Source organism: Sphingomonas sp. R86521, assembly GCF_042466235.1.
Classification (GTDB): domain Bacteria; phylum Pseudomonadota; class Alphaproteobacteria; order Sphingomonadales; family Sphingomonadaceae; genus Sphingomonas.
The window spans coordinates 1826633-1845718 of record NZ_JAXHBY010000001.1; the positions used below are offsets into that span (position 1 = coordinate 1826633).

General features: G+C 66.8%; 19 protein-coding genes. 6 read left to right on the plus strand and 13 right to left on the minus strand.

Annotated features, from left to right (window positions below; all coding sequences use genetic code 11):
- Positions 1-32 precede the first annotated feature (32 nt).
- The 4 genes from SJY20_RS08470 to SJY20_RS08485 are packed head-to-tail and all read right to left on the minus strand — an operon-like array spanning position 33 to position 5086.
- Positions 33-1445: a lipopolysaccharide biosynthesis protein gene (locus tag SJY20_RS08470; protein WP_380786285.1), complete on the minus strand. Its 1413-nt coding sequence runs from the start codon at positions 1443-1445 to the stop codon at positions 33-35.
- Entirely contained in the window at positions 1435-3075 is a 1641-nt protein-coding gene (locus tag SJY20_RS08475; protein ID WP_380786286.1) for a glycoside hydrolase family 44 protein, read from the minus strand. Before SJY20_RS08475 ends, SJY20_RS08470 begins: the two co-directional genes overlap by 11 nt.
- Positions 3069-4340 (minus strand): hypothetical protein, encoded by a 1272-nt coding sequence (locus SJY20_RS08480; RefSeq protein ID WP_380786287.1) that lies wholly within the window; start codon positions 4338-4340, stop codon positions 3069-3071. Before SJY20_RS08480 ends, SJY20_RS08475 begins: the two co-directional genes overlap by 7 nt.
- A complete protein-coding gene (locus SJY20_RS08485; protein ID WP_380786288.1) occupies positions 4337-5086 on the minus strand; it encodes a polysaccharide biosynthesis/export family protein in 750 nt (249 codons plus the stop codon). Before SJY20_RS08485 ends, SJY20_RS08480 begins: the two co-directional genes overlap by 4 nt.
- A gap of 133 nt (positions 5087-5219) precedes the next feature.
- Between SJY20_RS08485 and SJY20_RS08490 the strand changes: the two genes are divergently transcribed.
- The gene (locus SJY20_RS08490; RefSeq protein ID WP_380786290.1) at positions 5220-7265 is read left to right on the plus strand and encodes a GumC family protein; all 2046 of its coding nucleotides are present in this window, start codon (positions 5220-5222) and stop codon (positions 7263-7265) included.
- The gene (locus SJY20_RS08495) at positions 7262-8233 is read left to right on the plus strand and encodes a DUF6492 family protein (RefSeq protein WP_380786292.1); all 972 of its coding nucleotides are present in this window, start codon (positions 7262-7264) and stop codon (positions 8231-8233) included. The genes SJY20_RS08490 and SJY20_RS08495 overlap by 4 nt, the downstream gene beginning before the upstream one ends.
- A gap of 187 nt (positions 8234-8420) precedes the next feature.
- Here SJY20_RS08495 and SJY20_RS08500 read toward each other — a convergent pair whose 3' ends face one another.
- The 4 genes from SJY20_RS08500 to SJY20_RS08515 all read right to left on the minus strand — a co-directional run bounded on the left by SJY20_RS08500 (position 8421) and on the right by SJY20_RS08515 (position 11163).
- A complete protein-coding gene (locus SJY20_RS08500) occupies positions 8421-8885 on the minus strand; it encodes a DUF1348 family protein (RefSeq protein ID WP_380786293.1) in 465 nt (154 codons plus the stop codon).
- Positions 8882-9502, minus strand: a complete 621-nt coding sequence (locus tag SJY20_RS08505; protein ID WP_380786294.1) for a pyridoxamine 5'-phosphate oxidase family protein — start codon at positions 9500-9502, stop codon at positions 8882-8884. Before SJY20_RS08505 ends, SJY20_RS08500 begins: the two co-directional genes overlap by 4 nt.
- 24 nt (positions 9503-9526) lie before the next feature.
- Positions 9527-10525: an alpha/beta fold hydrolase gene (locus tag SJY20_RS08510; protein WP_380786295.1), complete on the minus strand. Its 999-nt coding sequence runs from the start codon at positions 10523-10525 to the stop codon at positions 9527-9529.
- An 86-nt stretch (positions 10526-10611) separates the two neighbouring features.
- Positions 10612-11163 carry a carboxymuconolactone decarboxylase family protein gene (locus tag SJY20_RS08515; protein WP_380786296.1) on the minus strand — a complete coding sequence of 184 codons (552 nt, stop codon included), beginning with the start codon at positions 11161-11163 and terminating at the stop codon, positions 10612-10614.
- A gap of 121 nt (positions 11164-11284) precedes the next feature.
- Here SJY20_RS08515 and SJY20_RS08520 point away from each other — a divergent pair, with 121 nt between their 5' ends.
- Complete coding sequence (locus SJY20_RS08520; protein WP_380786299.1) at positions 11285-12181, plus strand: LysR family transcriptional regulator; 897 nt, start codon at positions 11285-11287, stop codon at positions 12179-12181.
- A gap of 523 nt (positions 12182-12704) precedes the next feature.
- Here SJY20_RS08520 and SJY20_RS08525 read toward each other — a convergent pair.
- Positions 12705-13655, minus strand: coding sequence for a cation diffusion facilitator family transporter (locus SJY20_RS08525; RefSeq protein WP_380786300.1), 951 nt, complete (start codon positions 13653-13655; stop codon positions 12705-12707).
- A gap of 75 nt (positions 13656-13730) precedes the next feature.
- Complete coding sequence (locus tag SJY20_RS08530) at positions 13731-13889, minus strand: hypothetical protein (protein ID WP_199743142.1); 159 nt, start codon at positions 13887-13889, stop codon at positions 13731-13733.
- A 165-nt stretch (positions 13890-14054) separates the two neighbouring features.
- Here SJY20_RS08530 and SJY20_RS08535 point away from each other — a divergent pair, with 165 nt between their 5' ends.
- A complete protein-coding gene (locus SJY20_RS08535; RefSeq protein WP_380786301.1) occupies positions 14055-15437 on the plus strand; it encodes a short-chain fatty acyl-CoA regulator family protein in 1383 nt (460 codons plus the stop codon).
- Between the two features lie 18 nt (positions 15438-15455).
- Here SJY20_RS08535 and SJY20_RS08540 read toward each other — a convergent pair whose 3' ends face one another.
- From SJY20_RS08540 to SJY20_RS08550, 3 genes are read right to left on the minus strand one after another with little or no spacing between them, the layout of a single operon-like run.
- Positions 15456-16403, minus strand: a complete 948-nt coding sequence (locus SJY20_RS08540) for an aldo/keto reductase (RefSeq protein ID WP_380786302.1) — start codon at positions 16401-16403, stop codon at positions 15456-15458.
- Positions 16400-16657 carry a hypothetical protein gene (locus SJY20_RS08545; protein WP_380786303.1) on the minus strand — a complete coding sequence of 86 codons (258 nt, stop codon included), beginning with the start codon at positions 16655-16657 and terminating at the stop codon, positions 16400-16402. Before SJY20_RS08545 ends, SJY20_RS08540 begins: the two co-directional genes overlap by 4 nt.
- Positions 16658-16662: 5 nt before the next feature.
- Positions 16663-17034 carry a hypothetical protein gene (locus SJY20_RS08550; RefSeq protein WP_380786304.1) on the minus strand — a complete coding sequence of 124 codons (372 nt, stop codon included), beginning with the start codon at positions 17032-17034 and terminating at the stop codon, positions 16663-16665.
- 133 nt (positions 17035-17167) lie between these two features.
- Between SJY20_RS08550 and SJY20_RS08555 the strand changes: the two genes are divergently transcribed.
- Both SJY20_RS08555 and metF read left to right on the plus strand, forming a co-directional pair.
- Positions 17168-18121 (plus strand): ArsR/SmtB family transcription factor, encoded by a 954-nt coding sequence (locus SJY20_RS08555; protein ID WP_380786305.1) that lies wholly within the window; start codon positions 17168-17170, stop codon positions 18119-18121.
- Positions 18118-19059 carry a methylenetetrahydrofolate reductase [NAD(P)H] gene (metF, locus tag SJY20_RS08560; RefSeq protein ID WP_380786306.1) on the plus strand — a complete coding sequence of 314 codons (942 nt, stop codon included), beginning with the start codon at positions 18118-18120 and terminating at the stop codon, positions 19057-19059. The genes SJY20_RS08555 and metF overlap by 4 nt, the downstream gene beginning before the upstream one ends.
- Positions 19060-19086 lie beyond the last annotated feature (27 nt).

The following is a 19086-nucleotide window of genomic DNA, read 5'->3' on the forward strand; positions in this document are numbered from 1 at the left end:
CCTATACCGCCATCGCTCGCGCGGCTGTGGCGTCAGGACATCCGGCTGAGTTCTGCGCGCGCCTCTTCGGTACTGGGGATGTCCTGGACCTCGCTCGCCGAGGGTGTGGCGGATTCGGCGGCGTGGTATGCGGGCCGGCCACGCATCGACGCGTAGAGCGCACCCAGCGGCACGAAGCCCAGGCGGCGCCGAGCGACGATCGTCACCGCGATCGCGCTGAACACCATCGTCAGCGTCACCGCGGCGGCGGCGCCATGCGCACCGAACGGCGGCGCGAGAATCGCGAGTCCGGCGAGCAATATCACCAGCGCAACCGTGTTCACCCGGACCAGCGACCGTGCATAGCCGGTCATCCCGAGCAGTTCGGGCGTGGTGGTGGACAGCGTCGCTGCGAGCTGGCCGATCAGCAGGATCCGCAATGTGAGGGTCGCACCGACGAAACTGGGGCCGAACAGCCCCAGGATCCGCCCGGACTCGATCGTGACGAGCGCGATCGGCAGGATCGCCAGCGCCAACGCATAGCCGACCGCCTTGGCCGATTCCTGCGCCAGCCCGGCCTTGTCGCCGAGCGCGTAGAGCCGGGCGAAGCGCGGCGACACCATCGATGCGACCCCGCCGACGAACATGTAGATCACCAGCACGACGCGCCATGCGATCGAGTACAGCCCGGCCTCGGCGGTGGGGGCGACGATGCCGAGCACGAAGGTCGGCGCCGCGCTGATCAGCAGCTGGACGATCTCGAGACTGAAGAGCGACAGCCCCGTCGCGACCAGCGGGGCGGGGCGGGTGTACGCGTGCACGACGTCGTCGCGCCTGGCGGGCAGGCTGGCGATCAGCAGGCCGCCGCCGATCAGCGTCGACACGACCATGCTCGCCGCGACCGCGGTCAGCGCATGTGCATCACTCATCTCGAACACCACGGCCATCGCGCAGAACGCGGCGGGCCACAGCCAGGTATAGACGACCTGGCTCAGCGTCACCCGGTGCAGCCCGGCAAGCGCGCCCGCGCATACCGTCGTGATGTTCTGGGGCACGACGATCGCCGCACCAATCAGGAATAGCGGCACCATCGCTGGCTTGTGCAGGACGTGGACCGCGAGCGGCCAGGCGATCGCGGCCATGATTGCGGCGATCCCGGTCGAGAACAGCCCGACCAGCAGGAACGCGCGGATCATCGACGCGCGCGCGGACGCGGTGTCGCCATGGGCCAGCGCGCGGGCCATCTCACGCGTCAACGCCTTGTCGATGCCGAGACGGCCGAGCCCCGACACGAACGTGATCGTGCCGAACACGATGTAGAACGCGCCGACCTCGTCCAGCGTGAGTTGCAGCGCGATCAGCAGGTGCATGCCGTAGCGGAACGGCAGGTCGATCAGGCGCGTGCCGGTGGTGACGAGTGCGCTGCCATATTGCGCACGCAGGCGCGTCAGTCGGTCAGCGAGCATCTGGGGTAAGCACGAACAGGGTAACACTTTGCGGCGGGAGGACGGCGGGGAGCCGGCCGGCGCGATAGCGCGTGACGGCGAGCGGCGCGAGGGCTCCGTTGACCAGCCGCGCCCCGCCGATCGTGCCTTTCGCCGCGAAATGGGACAGTCCGACTGCAATCGACGCCGGCCGGTCGATCTGCTTGTTGATCGCCAGCACGGTGAGCGTGCCGTCGCGGCGCAGCGCGGCAAAGGTCGCGACCGAGTCGGGATCGGGCGCGCGCGCGGCGACGCTGGTGTCGCCGAAGCCGCTGTTCCTGCCGTCGTAGTTGCGCAGCAGCTTCATCGCCAGATAGGTCGGCGTGCCGCGTGCCGGTGCCGCCCAGCGCGCCGCCATGTACAGGTTCTCGCGGCCGAAGATGCCCAGCACGTCGGCCTGCGCGGTCGCGCCGTTCATGTGGCGCTCGGCTCCCCAGTTATATTCGGTGATCGCGAGCGGCGTGCCGGGGTAATAGTGATCGCGCGCCCAGCCGCGCATGCGGGGGATCAGCGCGACGCGGTCATCGATCCAGCTGCTGTCGACATAGTCGGGATCCCATAGCGACCGGGTCGACCGGTTGCGCAGCCGCTGCATCGCCGCGGAGACGTCGTCGCCGTTCTCGCGATATTCGCCGCCCTGCGGGTAATAATGGACGCTGATGACATCGATCGTACGTCCAGCCTGCTTCAATCGGCCCAGCAGCCACGGCATCAGGTCGAGCCCGCCGGTCTGGTCGCGGCGGTCGGGCAAATCGGCATAGCCGTGCGCATCGCCGACCTGCTGGTCGAAGCCGCTGTAGCGATAGCCGTTCCAGCCCCATTCCTCGGGCCCTACGACCATCGCCGACGGATCGACCGCCTTCACCATCCGCGCATAGGCGACGATGCGCTGCGCGAGATCGGCCGCGTGGAGCCCGACCGGGTGGACGTCGCGGTGGATGTCGTGCCAGCGGCTCGGCTCGTTATCCATCGCGTAGAAGCGCACGCCGCCCTTCGCCGCGGTGCCCCAGCGCGCGACCAGGCTGGCGATCCACGCGCGCTGGTTGGCGAGCGTGTCGGGGGTGGCGGCATCGTGCGGATCGTTGCCGGTGATCCGCGTGCCGTCGGTGTGCAGCCCGTTGCCCGCATCGGGGAAGCCGGGATCCTCGACCGCCTTTTGCCAACCGTATCTGGCCACCGAGAAGCTCGGTCGCTTGCCGCCATCGGGCGCGAGTTTCGCGACCCAGCCGATCATCGGCACCGTGACCATCGCCGCGGCGCCACCGGCTCGCGTGCGTTCGACGAAGCGCGTGCCATATTGCGCGGGCTCGTCGGGATCGATCGCCATGCTCTCGAAATACCAGTCGCGGCCGGCGTTCCGCGCCTCGTGCCGCCAGTCGTAGAGCGACGCGCTGTTGCCGCCCGCGCGGTTGAGCGTCAGGTTGAGGTCGGTGATCGTCGCGGCATCGGCGAAGGATACGCCGTAAATCAGCGGGCTGATCGCGTGACGATCGGCGGCGGCGTCGACCGCGATCTGGGTAACGCCGCTGTCGGGAGGTGGCGGGGACGGGGGCGGGGCGAACGACGCGGTCGCGCACAGCAGCGCCGGCATCAGGGCCGCGCGGATCAGCATCGCTGCGGCCTGCGTCGGCGTTCCAGCACATACACCGCGATCGCCAGGATCACGCCGAACTCGCCCGGCGCCATCGTCAGCGGGTAGAGTTCCGAGATCAGCACCGCATAGACGACATAGTCCTGCAACGCGCCGAGGAACGGATCGTCCGCCAAATCGCGCGCCCGGCGGACCAGCACGAACGCGCGCGCCGGGATCGCGAGGATTAGCGCTGCGCCCAACAGCCCGAATTCGAACACCACGCCGACCCAGGTGATGTCCGCCAGGAAGAAGAAATGGTTGAAATAGGTCATCAACCCCGCCGGATCGATCGGGCTGATCGTGCCGACGCCGAACAGCCAGCGGAACGGGCTCAGCCCCAGAAAGTCGACCGCCTTGACGGTCGAGATCCAGCGGACGTCGAACCCCGAATTGGAGTCGGTGCTGAACACCGACGCGACATAGGGGACAGAGAACAGCGCGATGAACGCCAGCGGCAACAACGCGACGAGCAGCAGACGGGTGCGCGCGCTGGCGGCGGTAAAGGCGGTGATCGCGGCGACCGCGGCGATGCCCAGCACGGTCGACCGCGTCCGGACCAGGCCGACCACCAGCCCGAACCCGATCGCGGCGACCACCAGCCACAGCCAGCGCCGCGTCGCGAAGAAGCGGCGATAGGCGTAGAAGATGCCGATCAGTCCGAAATACATCGGCATGCGGATACGGTTGCCGCGGCTGTCGTGGCTCAGCAGCGGCGATTCTCCGAGGACGTATTTGTCCTTGTACCAGGATTGCGGCGCCGCGCCCCAGGTCAGCAGCAGGATGACATAGGTCACCGCGCCCCAGATTAGGAACGCGATCGCGATCTCGCGGAGCGGTGGCTGCATCCAGCGCAGCAGCCCCAGGAACGAGAAGAAATACAGGATCGGCAGCAGTTTGACCTGTGCCGCGAGCCCGACGAAAAAGGTCTGTTGAAAGGTCGATATCGCGATGAAGGTCGGCACCAGCGTCAGCCAGACGAAGCTGATCAGGATCTGTCGCGATGCCTCGGGTCGCGCGCCGCGGAACAGCAGGAACGCCAGCGGCAGCGACAGCAGCGGAAAGACCTTCGACAGCGCCCATAGCGGCGCCGCGTCCTTCATGTAGTGAAAGCTCTGCCCGAACAGCGGCAGGACGACGGCGAGCACCAGCACGCGCCGCCATTCGATGCCGGGAACGACCCCGGACACGTCGCGGGCCGGCAGGCGCGTGTCGCCGAGGCCCGGCCAGACGGCGTCCGGCGTCATCTTCCGGTGACGGTGTTCACGTTGCCGTTGCCGATGCTGTAGTTGAGGCTGCGGCTGAACGGCAGCAGGCGGTTGATATACTGGTCGACCCAGACATTGGCCTCGGCGATCGACGATTTCGGGACGAACACGATGTCCTGCGACAGCAGCGGCTCGGCGCCGCCGGGCCCGCCGTGGCGGACATAGTGACGCAGGTCGATATAGCGCTGGACCGGGATGCCGTTGGCGTCGCGGCGGATCACCACCACCTTCTTCGACCGCGCGGTGTCGAGCAGCCCGCCGGCGACGATCACCGCCTGCAGCGCATCCATGCCGCCGGTCAGCTTGATCGCGCCGGGCGATCGCACCTCGCCGCCGACGAAGACGCTCGCGCCGTACTGGCGGATCGTCAGCGAGGGGCGGGCGTCCTCGACGATGCCCGACCGTCGCAGCGCCGCGGCGATCGTCGCGGTCGCCTGCGCGATCGTCGCGTTGGCGAGCAGGATGTTGCCGACCTGCGGCATCGTGAAGCGGCCGTCGGGGCCGACCGGCCCGTCATGGTTGAGCTCGGCATTATAGGGGAAGCTGACCGACAGTTCGTCGCCAGGACTGATTCGATATTCGGGCGAGGGGGCGATCGCCGCCGTGGCCGCGATGTCCTGCGCCCCGGCTGGCGCGATGCCCGGCGTGACGCCAGCGCCCGCGAAAAGCAGCGCAGCGAACAGGCCGAAACCCCATCGCCGGGCGTTCGAAATTGGGACGCGCACGATGATCCTTTCGACAGCGGCCGTTGACGTAACCGCGATACCCGTGAAGGTTTAACGGAAAAATAAGCGTGGCGCATGATAAGCGCTTTCACCGCGACCCGTTCGAGGCGCTAGAGACCGGGCGAATATGTAGATGCTGGAATTCCCGGCCTTGATCAAGATGCAGGACCGAACGAGCGGCACCAGCCAGGTTGCGCTGCGTGATTTCCTGAACAGCATTTTCTACCATCGCCGTGCGGTGGCGATCATCTTCGTCGGTATCGTTGCGCTCGGACTGCTCGCCGCGCTGCTGCTGCCACCGACCTATCGTGCCGAGGCGCGGCTGCTCCCCCTGAGCGCCGGCATCTATGACATGCAGTCGGCCAATGGCGCGACCTCGCCGACCCAGGTGCTCGACCCGGTCGGCGTCGTGAACGTCGAGATGCAGCTGCTCGGCAGCCTGGAGATCCACCGCGCGCTGGTTCGCAAGCAACTCGGCGCACGCGCGACCGACGCCGAGGTGAACCGGGGGCTCAACCAGCTCGAATCGAAGCTGCACGTGACCAAGGCGACCGACGCCAACGTCATCGAACTCACCTACACCGCACGCGATCCCGATACCGCCGCCAGCGTCCTGCGCGGCCTGCTGAGCGAGTATTTCGAGAATCGCGCCAACGTGCTGACCTCGGGCCGCGTCAAGTTCCTGGTCGGCCAGCGCGACAAGGTGAAGGCGCAGCTCGATGAGGCCAACGCGCAGATCGTCGCGTACCAGCAGCAGAACAACGTTGTCGACATCGCCGCGCAGATCGCCGGCGCGGTCCAGCAGGACGACCTGCTGCGCCAGCACAAGCTCGATTCCGAAGCCTCGCTTGCCGATGGCCGCACCAGCGTCGCCAGCCTGCAGTCGGGCGCAAAAGGCGTGCCGGCGCAGGTGGAACTCTATTCGGACAACACCGAATCGGCCCGCACGCTCGGCGAGATGCAGGCGCAGGTGCTGCAACTGCAGAGCAAGCGCGCCGACCTCGCGTCGCGCTACATGGCGGGTGCGCCGATCGTGGTGCAGGTCGACAAGCAGATCGCCGGGCTGCAGGGATCGATTGCGCGGCACAAGGGCGGCCTGGTGATGACGCGCCGCACTGGCCGCAACCAGGTCTACGACACCTCGCAGGATCGGCTGATCCAGGCGCGCGCATCGGTGGCAGGCGAATCCGCGCGCAGCGGCACGCTCAACGGCCAGATCGCCGCGTCCGCGGCGCGACTGAAACAGCTGATCGCCGTATCCGACACCATCGCCCGGCTGAAGCTCGACCGCGACGTGCTGGCCGATACCTTTCGTACGCTGTCGACGCAGGTCGAACAGGCCAGCGTCCAGCTCAACCAGACCACCAGCGCGGGTAGCCCCAACGTCCGCATCATCGAGGCTCCGACGCCGCCGAGCAGCCGCAGCAATCCGCCGATGCTGCTGATCGCCGGCAGCATCCTGGCGGCGATCCTGATCTCCGGATCGGCATTGCTGGTGCTGTCCAGCCTGCGCGATACCTTCCTGGCGCCGACCGACGTCGAGCGTACGCTCGGCCTGCCGGTGCCCTATGCGCCGCTCGCGCGTGTCGGCGGCAAGGCCGGCAACCGCGACTATGGCCGGCTGATCTCGGGGATCGACACGCAACCCAGGCGCGCGGGCGGGCAGGGCGGCAAGACGCTGCTGCTGCTCGCGCCGAGTTCGCGGAAGAGCCTGCAGTCGGCCGCACTCGGCCTCGGCATGGCGCTCGATCACCGCACCCCGCGGCGCGTCGTACTGGTCCGCTTCGCCGAGGGCGCGACGGTACCCGCCGATGGCAGCGAGATCGAGATCGAGCCGGTCGAGGGTCTCGCCACCTGCGTGATCGGGACCGCGGCGTGCTCGGCGCGTCGCCAGGATGCGAAGCTGCTTGCGGACCTTTCGGCGCACTTCGACTATGTGATCGTCACCGGGCCGCCGACCACGGCGTCGTTCGAGACGATCGAGCTGTCGTCGATCGTCGATGTCGTGCTGCTGGTGATCGAGGCGGAACAGACGCGCCGGCCGGTGGCGCGCGACCTGGTCACGCAGGTCGAATATACCGGCGCGAAGATCCTCGGGGTGATGTTGCTCGGCAGGCGACAGCATATCCCGCAAGTCCTGTATCGCCTGCTCATCGAACGTCGGTTGTCTGCCTCATGAAGATCAGCGCTATCCTGCCGCTCAAGACCAAGGGCCGCCATTACGCCGAGAACGTCGCGCGCTGCGACATCCTGTTCTCGTCGTTGCGTCATTTCACAGACCCGTCGCTGTTCGACCGGATCCTGATCGTCGTGCCGAACGACGAGCTCGAGGCGGCGCAGCACTATGCGAAAGCGTGGAGCGATTTCCCGGTCAAGGTGATGGACGAATCGGTGCATTTCGCGATGTTCCGCGAGTTCAGCGCACCGCATCAGATCCGCCCGTGGCACCGCCAGCAGATCATCAAGCTGGCCGCCGCCGGGTTGATCGATACCGAATATTTCATGGTGTTCGACCCCGACGTGTTCGCGTTGCGCGCGTTCGACGAGGCGACGCTGCTCCCGGGTGGCAAGGCGCTGACGCACTACCAGCCGCGCGCCCGGGAGGCACGGTATTGGGAGGCATCGGGCACGCTGCTTGGGCAAGACCCGCATCTGGAGCGCGATGCGATCTGGTGGACGCCGGCGCTGCTCTCGGCGACGATCTGCCGGTCGCTGCATCACCGTCTCGAAGAGCAGCACGGCGAGCCGTGGATGCGCGTCCTGCTCTCGCGCTACATGGTCGATTGGACCGAATACACGCTCTACTGGCTCAACGCCGAGCGTGAAGGCCTGCTCGACCGCTTCCACACCCCGCCCGCGCCCGGCATGCCCGAACTGCATGCCGACGAGAGCGTATGGTTCGCAGGCCGCGACGGCCACGGCCTCGACCGCTGGGACGCCGCCAAACACATGGGCGACGAGGGCAAGGGCCTGTTCGCGGTGGTGCAGAGCAACACCCGGATATCCCCGCAAGCCGTCGCCGCCAAGCTCGCGCCGTTCATGACGATCGACCTCCAACCCTTCGATCGCCACCACAGTCTGCCGCTCAAGGCGATGGAGCTATACTCCGCCGTGACGCGCCGGATATTGCGTACGCTTCACCGCTGAGTTTTGTCCGTCCGCGGTTTGTGACTGTAGGCCGTGCTTGCCACACCCGGTAAGTGACGGTCTTGGTGCAGTAATATATCGGTGGCATCGACCTGGACTCTCTAAAAGGTGATCGTTGCCGTCGTTGATGACACGGGGGCGGTGTTGGTGATCATCCGGCGCGCGCTACGGTGGTTGCTTCCAGGCCTCAAAGCCCCGATGCGGTCAGGCCGGGATGATCGTCCGGACGACGGCCCAGCGGCCAGTGAAACTTGCGGTCGGCGTCGGCGATGGGGTGTTCGTTGATGCTGGCGATGCGGCGTTCCATCAGGCCGTTGGCATCGAACTGCCAGTTTTCATTGCCGTACGCGCGGAACCAGTGACCGCTGTCGTCGCGATATTCATAGGCGAAGCGGACGGCGATGCGGTTGGCGGCGTGCGTCCAGACTTCCTTGATTAAGCGGTAGTCCAGCTCACGGGCCCATTTGCGCGTGAGGAACGCCTTGATCTGGTCGCGCCCGGTGACGAACTCCGCGCGGTTCCGCCACTGGCTGTCGGTGGTGTAGGCGAGGGCTACGCGGGCCGGGTCCCGGCTGTTCCAGGCGTCCTCGGCCAGCCGCGCCTTGTCGGCGGCGGTCGCATCGGTGAAGGGAGGCAGCGGTGGACGGCTCATGATGGGGTTCCTGATCGTAGTTTGAGGGCGGCAAGTTCGGCTTCGAGTTCGGCGATGCGTGCGTCCCGTTTCGCCAATCCTGCCGCGACGGCGGCCGCATCGATCTTTTGCGGGATATGCTGGGGACAGTTGACGTCCCATGCCTCGACCTCGAACAGGATGACCTGCTCGGGCCGAGCGCGGTACCCGTCGGGCATCAGCGCCGCCGCCAAGGCGGGATCATCCGCGACGACCCGCGCCCGACCCCAGATCTTGACGCGGCGGCGGTTCGCATAGTCCATCAGGAACAGGAACGCGCGGTCGTTGTCGGCGAGGTTGCCGGTCGAGACATATTGTCGGTTACCGGCATAGTCCGCAAAGCCGATGGTCTGCGCGTCGATTACGCGGATGAAGCCCTTCGGGCCGCCGCGGTGCTGGGCATAGGGCTGCCCCGCGGCGTTGGAGGTGGCGAGATACGCGGTATCGATTTCGGTGAGGAACTCGGCGAGATTCTCGTCGATCACGGTGTTGAACCCGCCCCGCGCTTCCTGCTTGGCGTAGGCTTCGCGCGAACCGCGCGCGGTCTGGAACGCCTTTACAGAGGGCGTGAAGGCGATGTCGCTCGATGGTCTGGTCATGTTCGCCTCCACGCGCTCTTGGGGTTACTTCCTGGCTTTCACGCGGGCGTCGTAAAAGCTGATGATGTGGTCGGCGATGTAGGGAAGATTGTCCTCCGTCGCGAAATGTCCGGCGTTGAGCCGGTGGATCTCGGCATTGGGCAGATCCTTCAGATAGGATTCACCGCCTTCGGGCGTGAAGAACACGTCGTGCTGGCCCCAGAAGATCAGAGTCTTCGGCTGCTGGTTGCGCAGGAACGCCTGCCACGCCGGATAGAGCGCGACGTTGTTCCGGTAGTCGTAGAACAGGTCGAGCTGGATCCGCAGGTTCGTCGGCCCTGCGACCGACGCCGCATCGCTCTCGTAGCTCTCCGGCGCGATCAGTTCGGGATGGCCGGCACCGCCGAGATAGACAGTGTTCTTGATCGCATCGAGCGTATTGAACGCGGCGAGTGCCGCTTCGTTCGCCGACGTGCGGTCGACCCAAAGCGCCTTGCGGAAGCCGTCCCATGCGGGAGTGAAACCATTCTCATAGGCGTTGCTGTTCTGGACGATCAGCCAGTCGAGCGCCTTCGGGTTGCGACCGACGATACGGTAGCCGACGGGGCCGCCATAATCCTGCATGAACAGGCCATAATGATCGAAGCCCTTGGCGGCGAGGAACTTCTCGACCGTCACCGAGATCGCATCGAACGAATAGTGATAGGTCGCGGGATCCGGATGGTCACTGTTGCCAAACCCCTGATAGTCGGGGGCGATGACGTGGAACCGGCTGGCCAGCTTGGGGATCAGATCGCGGTACTGATGCGACGACGAGGGCCAGCCGGGGAGCAGCACGAGCTTCGGGCTGCGCGGGTCGCCCGCTTCGCGGTACGCGATATTGAGGCCGTCGACCTTGATGCTGCCGTAGCGGACTTGCGTGGCGGCGACGGGGGTCGTGACGACGGTTGCCGACTGGGCATAGGCGGACGCCGAGCCGAACAGCGAGGATGTTGCGGCCAGGGCGCCGAAGGCGGCGGATAAAAGACGTGATTTGCGAGTCATGGGAGTAGCCTTTCGAAGAGGGGAAGCAGACGCGAACAACAGGCGGTCGGCGGCCGGGCAGCAATCTTGCGCGCCCGGCGCCAGGTTCATGCGGCCTTGCGGACCTCGACGACGGGGAAGTCGATATCGGTGGCGAACGCCACGTTGAGATAATTCGTCCAGGTGTTCAGGGCGACGTGCTGGACGATCTCGATTAGCTGGGCGTCGGTGTAGCCGGCGAGCCGTACCGCTGCGAGGTCCGCCTCGGAGACGCGGCCACGCTCCTGCGTGAGTTTGGCGGCGAAGTGGACGGCGGCATCTGCGACGGGATCGTTCGACGCACCGCTACGGTTGGCGGTCATCTCGGCGTCGTCGAGCTTTGCGACATGCTTGCCGAGATAGGTGTGGGCGGAGAGGCAATAGCTGCAGCCGTTCACTTCGGCGACCGCCAGCGCGATCCGTTCGCGCGTCGGGGCGGGCAACGCTCCCTTGCCGAGCGCACCGGACATGCCGAGATAGCCCTCGAGCGCCTGCGGACTGGTGGAGATCAGGCGAAACATGTTCGGTACCACCCCGAGCTGGGCCTTGACCGCGTCGAGCAGTGGCTGCGACTGGGTGGGGGCATCGGCGATCGTGGCGGGCGTTGCGATACGGGACATGGCGGTATTCCTGTTCAGCGGTGGCGAGCTTGATCGCCCGCTGAACGTCAAATAGGCGCTTCCATTTTTATGGAGCACCCGGCATCATCAGAAATCATCCTATCATTTATTGGAATGTTCGATGGACCGCATCGATGCGATGACGACCCTGATCGCGGCGGTCGATGGCGGCAGCTTGTCGGCGGCCTCGCGCAATCTTGGCATGCCGCTTGCCACGGTCAGCCGGAAAGTCTCCGAACTCGAAGCACACCTGCGGACCAAGCTCGTCATCCGGACCAGCCGCAAGCTGATGCTGACGGAGCCCGGTCGCGCCTATGTCGCTGCCAGCAGGCGCATTCTCGAGGAGATCGACGAAACGGAGCGTGCGGCGTCGGGCGAATACGGCGCGCCGCAGGGCCATCTGACGATCACCGCGCCGATCATGTTCGGGCGGCTCCACGTCGAGCCGGTCGTGCTCGCCTTCCTGCAGGCATATCCCGATATCCAGGCGCGGCTGATCCTCGCCGATCACGTCGTCAGCCTGGTCGACGATCATATCGAGGTCGCGATCCGGATCGGTCGACTGCCGGACAGTGCGATGGTCGCCACGCGGCTCGGCACGATCCGCCGGGTCGCATGCGCCAGCCCCGACTATCTGGCGAAGCGAGGCACGCCCGAAACGCTCGAGATGCTCGCCGACCATGACTGCGTGATGTTCGAAGGGCTGTATTCGAGCACGGTCTGGAACTTCGGATGTGGCGAGCGGGCGGCCGCGGTGCCGATCAAGCCGCGCTTCGCCGTCAATACCGCCGATGCGGCGATCGCGGCGGCAGTCGCCGGAACGGGTATCACGCGCGTGCTGTCCTACCAGGTCGCCGAGGCTTTTGCCGAAGGCACGCTGCGCCCGCTGCTGGAGCCGTTCGAACCAGAGCCGTTGCCGGTCCATCTCGTCTATCCCGCGCAATCGCTGCTCCCGCTGAAGTTACGCGCGTTCCTCGATTTTACCGCGCCGCGTCTTAAGGCAGCGCTACCCGACTGATCCGGGCCGGCGGTGGTCGGTCGGATCGACGCCATCGGTACGCCACGTTCGGCGGCGACGCGGCGACCATCGTCAAGGGCTTTGGAAGATCCAAATGAATTGTTCTGTGTGGCCGCGCATGGCCGAATTTAACGCAGTGTCGATATCCGAATCGTCGGCGTGATCTCAAGCAGTGATGCCGTCAAGAAAGCTGGCCCGCACAACCTGTGCCGCGGAGGCGAACCTATCGCTGTTCAAATCGGGCAATGTCAAAGAACTGTGCGTCATGGCACTGGAGGCGATATGACGATGTCTTAATTGCCAGGCTGTATGTCGGCAGCGCGCAGGTAGATATTACAGGCGTAATTTCTCAGGATCCTGCCGCGGTCCTGCTTCTCGAATTCCCACTCGGAAATCGAAAAGCGGACAGTCGCGCTGAATGAATGGCTACATTCGACGGCTCGAATTGCTTAGCAAGGTATTCGCAAGGGAAAGTTTGCAGCATTCCCGCGCCCGCAATATCTCTGCCGAATGCATCACTAGCTCACGGGTCGACCGTCGCATGGTCGATCACCAAAATCGCGTCGGCGCGTTTTTCGGGGCGGATATAGATCGAGGCGAGCATCGGGACGGCGGCGCGGAGCTGGGTTTCCATCTGTTCGATCATCGTCTCGCCTTCGCCCATCGTAATCGCATCCTCGAAATCGGCGCTGATCGCCGCGAAGATGCTGTCGGGGGCAGTGTGGATGGTGCGGACGTGGTTGACCGAGACGATCGCGGGGTGGGCGGCGACGATGCCGCGGATCGTCTCGATCACCACCGGGTCGGCGCGCTCGCCGATCAGCAGGCCCTTGGATTCGCGCGCCAGCAGAATCGCGACCAGGCCGAGGATCAGGCCGATCAGGATCGACGCGACGCCGTCGATGCGCGGGTCGTTGAAGGCATGGCTCGCCCAGATCCCGATACCGGCGATGATCAGCCCGGCGAGCGCCGCCGAATCCTCGAACAGCACGATGAACCCGGCCGGATCCTTCGACCGGCGGATCGCGCGCCACCAGCCGTCCTCGCCCTTGCCGGCGGAGAATTCGCGGACCGCCAGCGTCCAGCTGCTGCCCTCGAGCAGGAACGAGATGCCTAAGACGACATAGTTGATCGTCGGGCTCGACAGCGGCTCCGGTTGCTGGATGTGCCGCCAGCCTTCGTAGACCGAGATGCCGGCGCCGATCGCGAAGATCAGGATCGCGACCACGAACGCCCAGAAATACAGCTCGCGACCATAGCCGAACGGGTGCGCCTCGTCCGCCGGCCGCTTCGCGCTGCGCTGGCCATAGAGCAGCAGGACCTGGTTGAAGCTGTCGACGACCGAATGCACGCCCTCGGTCAGCATCGACGAGGATCCGGTGATTCCGGCCGCGACGAATTTCGCCACGCCGATCCCGAGATTGGCGGCGAGCGCCCCGTAGAGGACGATGTTGTCCTTGATGTTCAGTCCCATGGCCACGTCCTACACGACGCGGCGGGGTTGGAAAGCGGGATCCCCGGCGGCCGGCCGGCCAGCCGGGGCGGGGCGTCAGCCGCCGACGCGACCCAGGCGGTGGTAGAGCGCGCTGAGCCGGGTCAGGCGGGTGTCGTCGATCGAGATCTTGCTGATCAGCTCGCCAAGCGCTTCCTTGAGCAGCGCGAAGTCGTCGGTCGAGAAGACGGCACGGGTACGGTTCGGTTCGGTCATACGGGCTCCTGCGCTGTCGCCGGCTTTACGGTTGGTGGCGATGCGGACGTCATAAGGCCGCAAAGGTCATGCGCGCGAGAGCCTGGGCGCTCCTCTCGGGGTCGGCTGGTAGTTCGCGATTGCAAGCGCGCTGTTGTGTTGTAAACCTGTTGACAGGAGGGCGTCATGGCGGAACGGAAACTGCTGGCGGGGCATGCGATCCGGCGATTGCGGCGGCGCACCGGGCTGACCCAAGCGGCGATGGCCGAAATGCTGGCGATCAGCCCGAGCTATCTGAACTTGGTCGAGCGCAACCAGCGGCCGGTGTCGGCGACGCTGATCGTCAAGCTGGCCGAGAGTTTCGATTTCGATCCACGCGCGCTAGCGGCGGGCGAGCCCGGCGGCGGCGCGGATGCGGTGCGGCGGCGGCTGGCGGATCCGATGTTCGCCGATCTCGAGATCGACCGCAACGAGGTCGAGGAGTGGCTGGCCAGCGCGCCGGGCGGGGCGGAGGCGTTCGCACGGGTGTTCGACCGGCTCGGCGGCGGCACGACTGTCGAGGCTGGCGACGATCCGGTGACGCTGGTGCGGCGCGAGATCGAGCGCTGGCGCAACCACTTCGCCGACCTGGATGCTGCGGCCGAAACGCTGGCGGACGAATTGCGGATGGGCGCGGGCGACCTGTACGGCGCGATCGCCGAACGACTGCGCGCCAAGCACGGCCTGACGATCCGGGTGCTGCCGGCGGACGTGCTGCCCGACACGCTGCGGCGGCTCGACCTGCACGCGCGGCAATTGCAACTGAGCGAGGTGCTCGATCCGGCGTCGCGCACCTTCGCGGTGGCGTTCCAGCTCGGCCAGATCGAGGCCCGGGCCGAGGTGGATGCGCTGGCCAAGGGGGCGGGGTTCGCGGACCGATCGGCGGAACGGCTGTATCGGCGGCATCTGCTGAGCTATTTCGCGGCCGCGCTTATGATGCCCTATGCGCGGTTCCTGCGCGGGTGCGAGGCGACCGGTTATGATATCGAACTGTTGCAGCGACGGTTCGGCGCCGGGTTCGAACAGGTCGCGCACCGCCTGACGACGCTGCAGCGGGTCGGCGCGCGCGGCTTGCCGTTCTTCATGATCCGGATCGACCGCGCGGGGCAGGCGTCGAAGCGTTATCCCGGCGCCAGCGGTGCGGCACTGGCGGAGGCGGACGGACGCTGTCCGTTGTGGCGGCTGCACCATGCGTTCGACCGGCCGGGCAGCCTGATGGTCCAGCTGGTCGAACTGGAGGACGGCGCGCGCTGGCTGACGATGGCGCGGACGGTGACGCCGCAGGGACGGCAATATGGTGCGATCCACGCCGAGTTCGCGGTCGGGCTGGGGGTCGAGGCGTCGCTGGCCGGCGTGCTCGCGGTGGCAGGTGGGCTCGACCTGCGCGGCGTGGCGATGCCGATCGGGCTGGGGTGCCGCGCATGTTTCCGCAGCGATTGTCCGCAGCGCTCGACCGCGCCCGCCGGCCGCGCGCTGCTGGTCAACGAGCGCGAGCGGCGGACATCGGCGCTGACCTTCGCGGGCGACTGACCGCGAAGGCCGATGCAGTTACGCGCCGGCGTTGGTCAGCGATTCCAGCTGCGCGTCGGTCAGCTCCAGCGTCATCGCCGGCATCAGGTCCTCGATCTGCTTGACGCTGGTTGCGCTGGCGATCGGCGCGGTGACGCCGGGCTGCGCGATCAGCCAGGCGAGCGCGATCTGCGCGAGCGTCGCGCCGGTCTGTTCGGCGATCGCGTCCATCGCGGCGAGCACCGGCTTGCCGTTGCCCGCGAGCACATCCGCCATGCGACCGCCGCGGACGCTCTGGCCGAAGTCGTCGGGGCTGCGATACTTGCCGGTCAGGAAGCCCGAGGCGAGGCCGTAATAGGGCAGCACGCCGATGTTCTCGGCGACGCAATAATCCTGTAGCTCGCCCTCGAACTTGTGGCGGCTGACGAGGTTATATTCGGGCTGCAGCACGTGATAGCGCGGCAGGCCGTCCGCCTTGGCGAGGTCGACCGCCGATTTCAGCCGTGCGGCATGGAAGTTGGAGGCGCCGATCACGCGGACCTTGCCGGCGTCGACCAGCTTGCCGAACGCGGTCAGGACCTCGTCCTGCGGTACCGCGTCGTCGTCCTGGTGCGCGTAGTAAAGGTCGATGCGATCGGTGCCGAGGCGCTTGAGCGACGCCTCGGCAGCGGCGGCGATGCGGGCGGGCGCTAGCTTCTCGCCGCCTTCGCCGGGCAGCATGCCGACCTTGGTCGCGATCAGCACGTCGTCGCGCTTGCCGCTGGCCTTCAGCCATTCGCCGATCATGGTCTCGGACTCACCGCCCTGATGGCCGTCGACCCACGCCGAATAGACATCGGCAGTGTCGATCATGGTGCCGCCGCCGGCGACGAACGCATCGAGCACGGCGAAGCTGGCGGCACGATCGGCGGTCCAGCCGAAGACGTTGCCGCCCAATACCAGCGGGGCGATCTTGAGATCGGTCGAACCGAGACGGCGCAGGGTCATAGGTCGCTTTCGTTCTGGGTGACGGCGTTGGCGTCGACACTGTTGGCGTCGAGCATCGCGGCGGCATCGTTGAGCTGGCGGGCTTCGTCCGCGGTGACGCCGCCGGGCGTGTCGGGCTGCGCGGAGCAGGCGGCGAGAAACAGCCCCGCCGCCAGCGCGGTATTGACCGCAATGCCCCTCTTCCCGCGGCCCCGGACAAGTCCGGTCTCCGTCGGGGCGACGGAGCGAGGCGGGACGGGAAGAGGGACGGTCATCGGTGTCAGTCCTTCAGCGATTTGCCGGCACGCTCTAGCGCGTTGCCGGCGGAGTCTGCGGCGCGGTCGGCGCCGTTGCTGATCGCGGCACCGGCACGATCGGTGCTGTTCGCGATGTGGTCGCCGGCACGATCGGCGCTGGCGTCCAGGCGGTCACCGGCACGGTCGGCCTTCACGCCGGCATTGTCCATCGTCGTCTCGGCGGCACCGAGCGCACGGTCGCTGGCGGCGTCGACGTCGCTGATCGCGTTCCGCGTGGTCGCGTTGGCATCGGCGGCGATCGCATCGGCGGCTTCGCTGGTCTGGTTCTGGGCGTTGTTGCTGCACGCAGCGAGCGCAGCCGACAGGACGAGCGCGAGGGTAACGGTCTTCTTCATCGATGATCTCCTATGGGCCAATCCGGATTGGACGGGCGCGACGGCGGTCCATAGCGCATTCAAACGCGGAGCCCCAAGTTTCGGTCCCGCGACTTCGTTGACCGCATATAAAGAATTCTTTATATGACACGGCATGACGCTCGCCCTCGACATCTTCCGTGCCCTTGCCGACGCGACCCGGCTGCGCATCCTGGCGCTGCTGCGACGGATGGAGCTGTCGGTCGGCGAACTGGCGCAGGTGCTGGGGCAAAGCCAGCCGCGGGTCAGCCGTCACGTCAAGATCCTGTGCGATGCCGGGCTGGCGGAGCGCCGCAAGGAAGGCAGCTGGGTGTTCGTCGCGCTCGGTCGGTCCGACCGTGTCGCGCCGGCCGCTGCCGCGATCGACAGCTGGGCACAGGTCGATCCCGATCACTGGGCGACCGCCGACGCGGCGCGGCTGGCGGCGGTGCGTGCCGATCGTGCGGCGAGTGCCGCGGCATGGTTCGAGGGGCATGCCGGCGAATGGGACGCGATCCGGTCGCTCCACGTCGCGGAGAGCGAGGTCGAGGCGGCGATGGCGTCGGTGCTGGGCGATGGTCCGATGGGGATGCTGATCGACATCGGTACCGGGACCGGGCGGATGCTCGAGCTGTTCGCGGGCCGCGCGGATGCCGCAATGGGGATCGATCGCAGTTCGGAAATGCTGCGCCTGGCGCGCGCGAAGCTGCAGGGGCGGGCGAACACCGAGCTTCGCCAGGCGGACTTTTACGCGTTGCCGCTGGCGGATGACGCCGCGGATGTCGCGATCCTGCATCACGTGCTGCACTTCGCGCAGCAGCCCGGCGCCGCGATCGCCGAGGCGGCGCGCGTGCTGGGGCCGGGCGGACGGCTGCTGATCGCCGATTTCGATTCGCACGACCGCGAGGACCTCCGGCTCGGCGATGCGCATGCGCGGCTTGGCTTTGCGGATGCGCAGATGGCGACGTGGTTCGCGGCTGCGGGATTGGGCGAACCCGGCGTGACGACGCTCGAAGGCGGCGAACTGACGGTGAAATTATGGCTCGGGCGCAGGCCCGGTGCGAGCTTGCGGGAGGTGAAGGCGGCATGAGTATTTCGATAACCCAGTTGGGCGAGGCGCGCCGGGCGCTCGAGGAACCGCTGTTCGCGGATCTGGCGGGCGATGTCGGGCTGAGCTTCGAATTCTTCCCGCCCAAGAGCGACAAGATGGATGCGCAATTGTGGGAAGCCGTGCGGACGCTGGAGCCGCTGGCGCCCGATTTCGTGTCGGTCACCTACGGCGCGGGTGGCTCCACGCGCGAGCGGACGCATGCCACGGTCGCGCGGATTCAGCGCGAGACGTCGATGAACGCCGCGGCGCATCTGACCTGCGTCGAGGCGACCAAGGCCGAGATCGATCAGGTCGCCGAGGAATATTGGGCGGCGGGTGTTCGCCACATCGTCGCGCTGCGCGGCGACATGCCGACGCTGGGCCAGCCGTATCAGCCGCATCCGGGCGGGTATGAGAATGCGGCGGCTTTGGTGGTCGGGCTGGCGAAGCTGCATCCGTTCGAGATTTCGGTTGCGGCGTATCCCGAATGCCATCCGGAGTCCGGCGGCCACGATGCCGATCTCGATAACCTGAAGCGCAAACTGGATGCCGGTGCGACCCGTGCGATCACGCAGTTCTTTTTCTCGCCCGAGGCGTATTTCCGGTTCCGCGACCGGGTCGCGGCGGCGGGGATCACCGCGCAGATCCTGCCGGGAATCCTGCCCGTGTCGAACGTCGCGCAGACGCGGAAATTCGCGGGGCTCTGCGGTGCGGAGATCCCGGCGTGGATGGACCGGTTGTTCGAGGGGCTCGACGATCATCCCTCCGCGCGGCAGCTGGTCGCGGCGACGATCGCGGCGGAGATGTGCCGGCGCTTGTATGCGGGCGGCGTGAAGGATTTCCACTTCTACACGCTCAACCGCGCGGAGCTGGCCTACGCGATCTGCCACATGCTCGGCGTGCGTGCGAAGCCGGTCGCGAAGGTCGCGGCGGCGTAGTTCCCCTCCCGCTTGCGGGAGGGGCTA

Coding starts and splice junctions, on each gene's coding strand:
- SJY20_RS08470 (WP_380786285.1), bottom strand. CDS start 1,445: ATGCTCGCTGACCGACTGACGCGCCTGCGTGCGCAATATGGCAGCGCA.
- SJY20_RS08475 (WP_380786286.1), bottom strand. CDS start 3,075: ATGCTGATCCGCGCGGCCCTGATGCCGGCGCTGCTGTGCGCGACCGCG.
- SJY20_RS08480 (WP_380786287.1), bottom strand. CDS start 4,340: ATGACGCCGGACGCCGTCTGGCCGGGCCTCGGCGACACGCGCCTGCCG.
- SJY20_RS08490 (WP_380786290.1), top strand. CDS start 5,220: ATGCTGGAATTCCCGGCCTTGATCAAGATGCAGGACCGAACGAGCGGC.
- SJY20_RS08495 (WP_380786292.1), top strand. CDS start 7,262: ATGAAGATCAGCGCTATCCTGCCGCTCAAGACCAAGGGCCGCCATTAC.
- SJY20_RS08500 (WP_380786293.1), bottom strand. CDS start 8,885: ATGAGCCGTCCACCGCTGCCTCCCTTCACCGATGCGACCGCCGCCGAC.
- SJY20_RS08505 (WP_380786294.1), bottom strand. CDS start 9,502: ATGACCAGACCATCGAGCGACATCGCCTTCACGCCCTCTGTAAAGGCG.
- SJY20_RS08510 (WP_380786295.1), bottom strand. CDS start 10,525: ATGACTCGCAAATCACGTCTTTTATCCGCCGCCTTCGGCGCCCTGGCC.
- SJY20_RS08515 (WP_380786296.1), bottom strand. CDS start 11,163: ATGTCCCGTATCGCAACGCCCGCCACGATCGCCGATGCCCCCACCCAG.
- SJY20_RS08520 (WP_380786299.1), top strand. CDS start 11,285: ATGGACCGCATCGATGCGATGACGACCCTGATCGCGGCGGTCGATGGC.
- SJY20_RS08525 (WP_380786300.1), bottom strand. CDS start 13,655: ATGGGACTGAACATCAAGGACAACATCGTCCTCTACGGGGCGCTCGCC.
- SJY20_RS08530 (WP_199743142.1), bottom strand. CDS start 13,889: ATGACCGAACCGAACCGTACCCGTGCCGTCTTCTCGACCGACGACTTC.
- SJY20_RS08535 (WP_380786301.1), top strand. CDS start 14,055: ATGGCGGAACGGAAACTGCTGGCGGGGCATGCGATCCGGCGATTGCGG.
- SJY20_RS08540 (WP_380786302.1), bottom strand. CDS start 16,403: ATGACCCTGCGCCGTCTCGGTTCGACCGATCTCAAGATCGCCCCGCTG.
- SJY20_RS08545 (WP_380786303.1), bottom strand. CDS start 16,657: ATGACCGTCCCTCTTCCCGTCCCGCCTCGCTCCGTCGCCCCGACGGAG.
- SJY20_RS08550 (WP_380786304.1), bottom strand. CDS start 17,034: ATGAAGAAGACCGTTACCCTCGCGCTCGTCCTGTCGGCTGCGCTCGCT.
- SJY20_RS08555 (WP_380786305.1), top strand. CDS start 17,168: ATGACGCTCGCCCTCGACATCTTCCGTGCCCTTGCCGACGCGACCCGG.
- metF (WP_380786306.1), top strand. CDS start 18,118: ATGAGTATTTCGATAACCCAGTTGGGCGAGGCGCGCCGGGCGCTCGAG.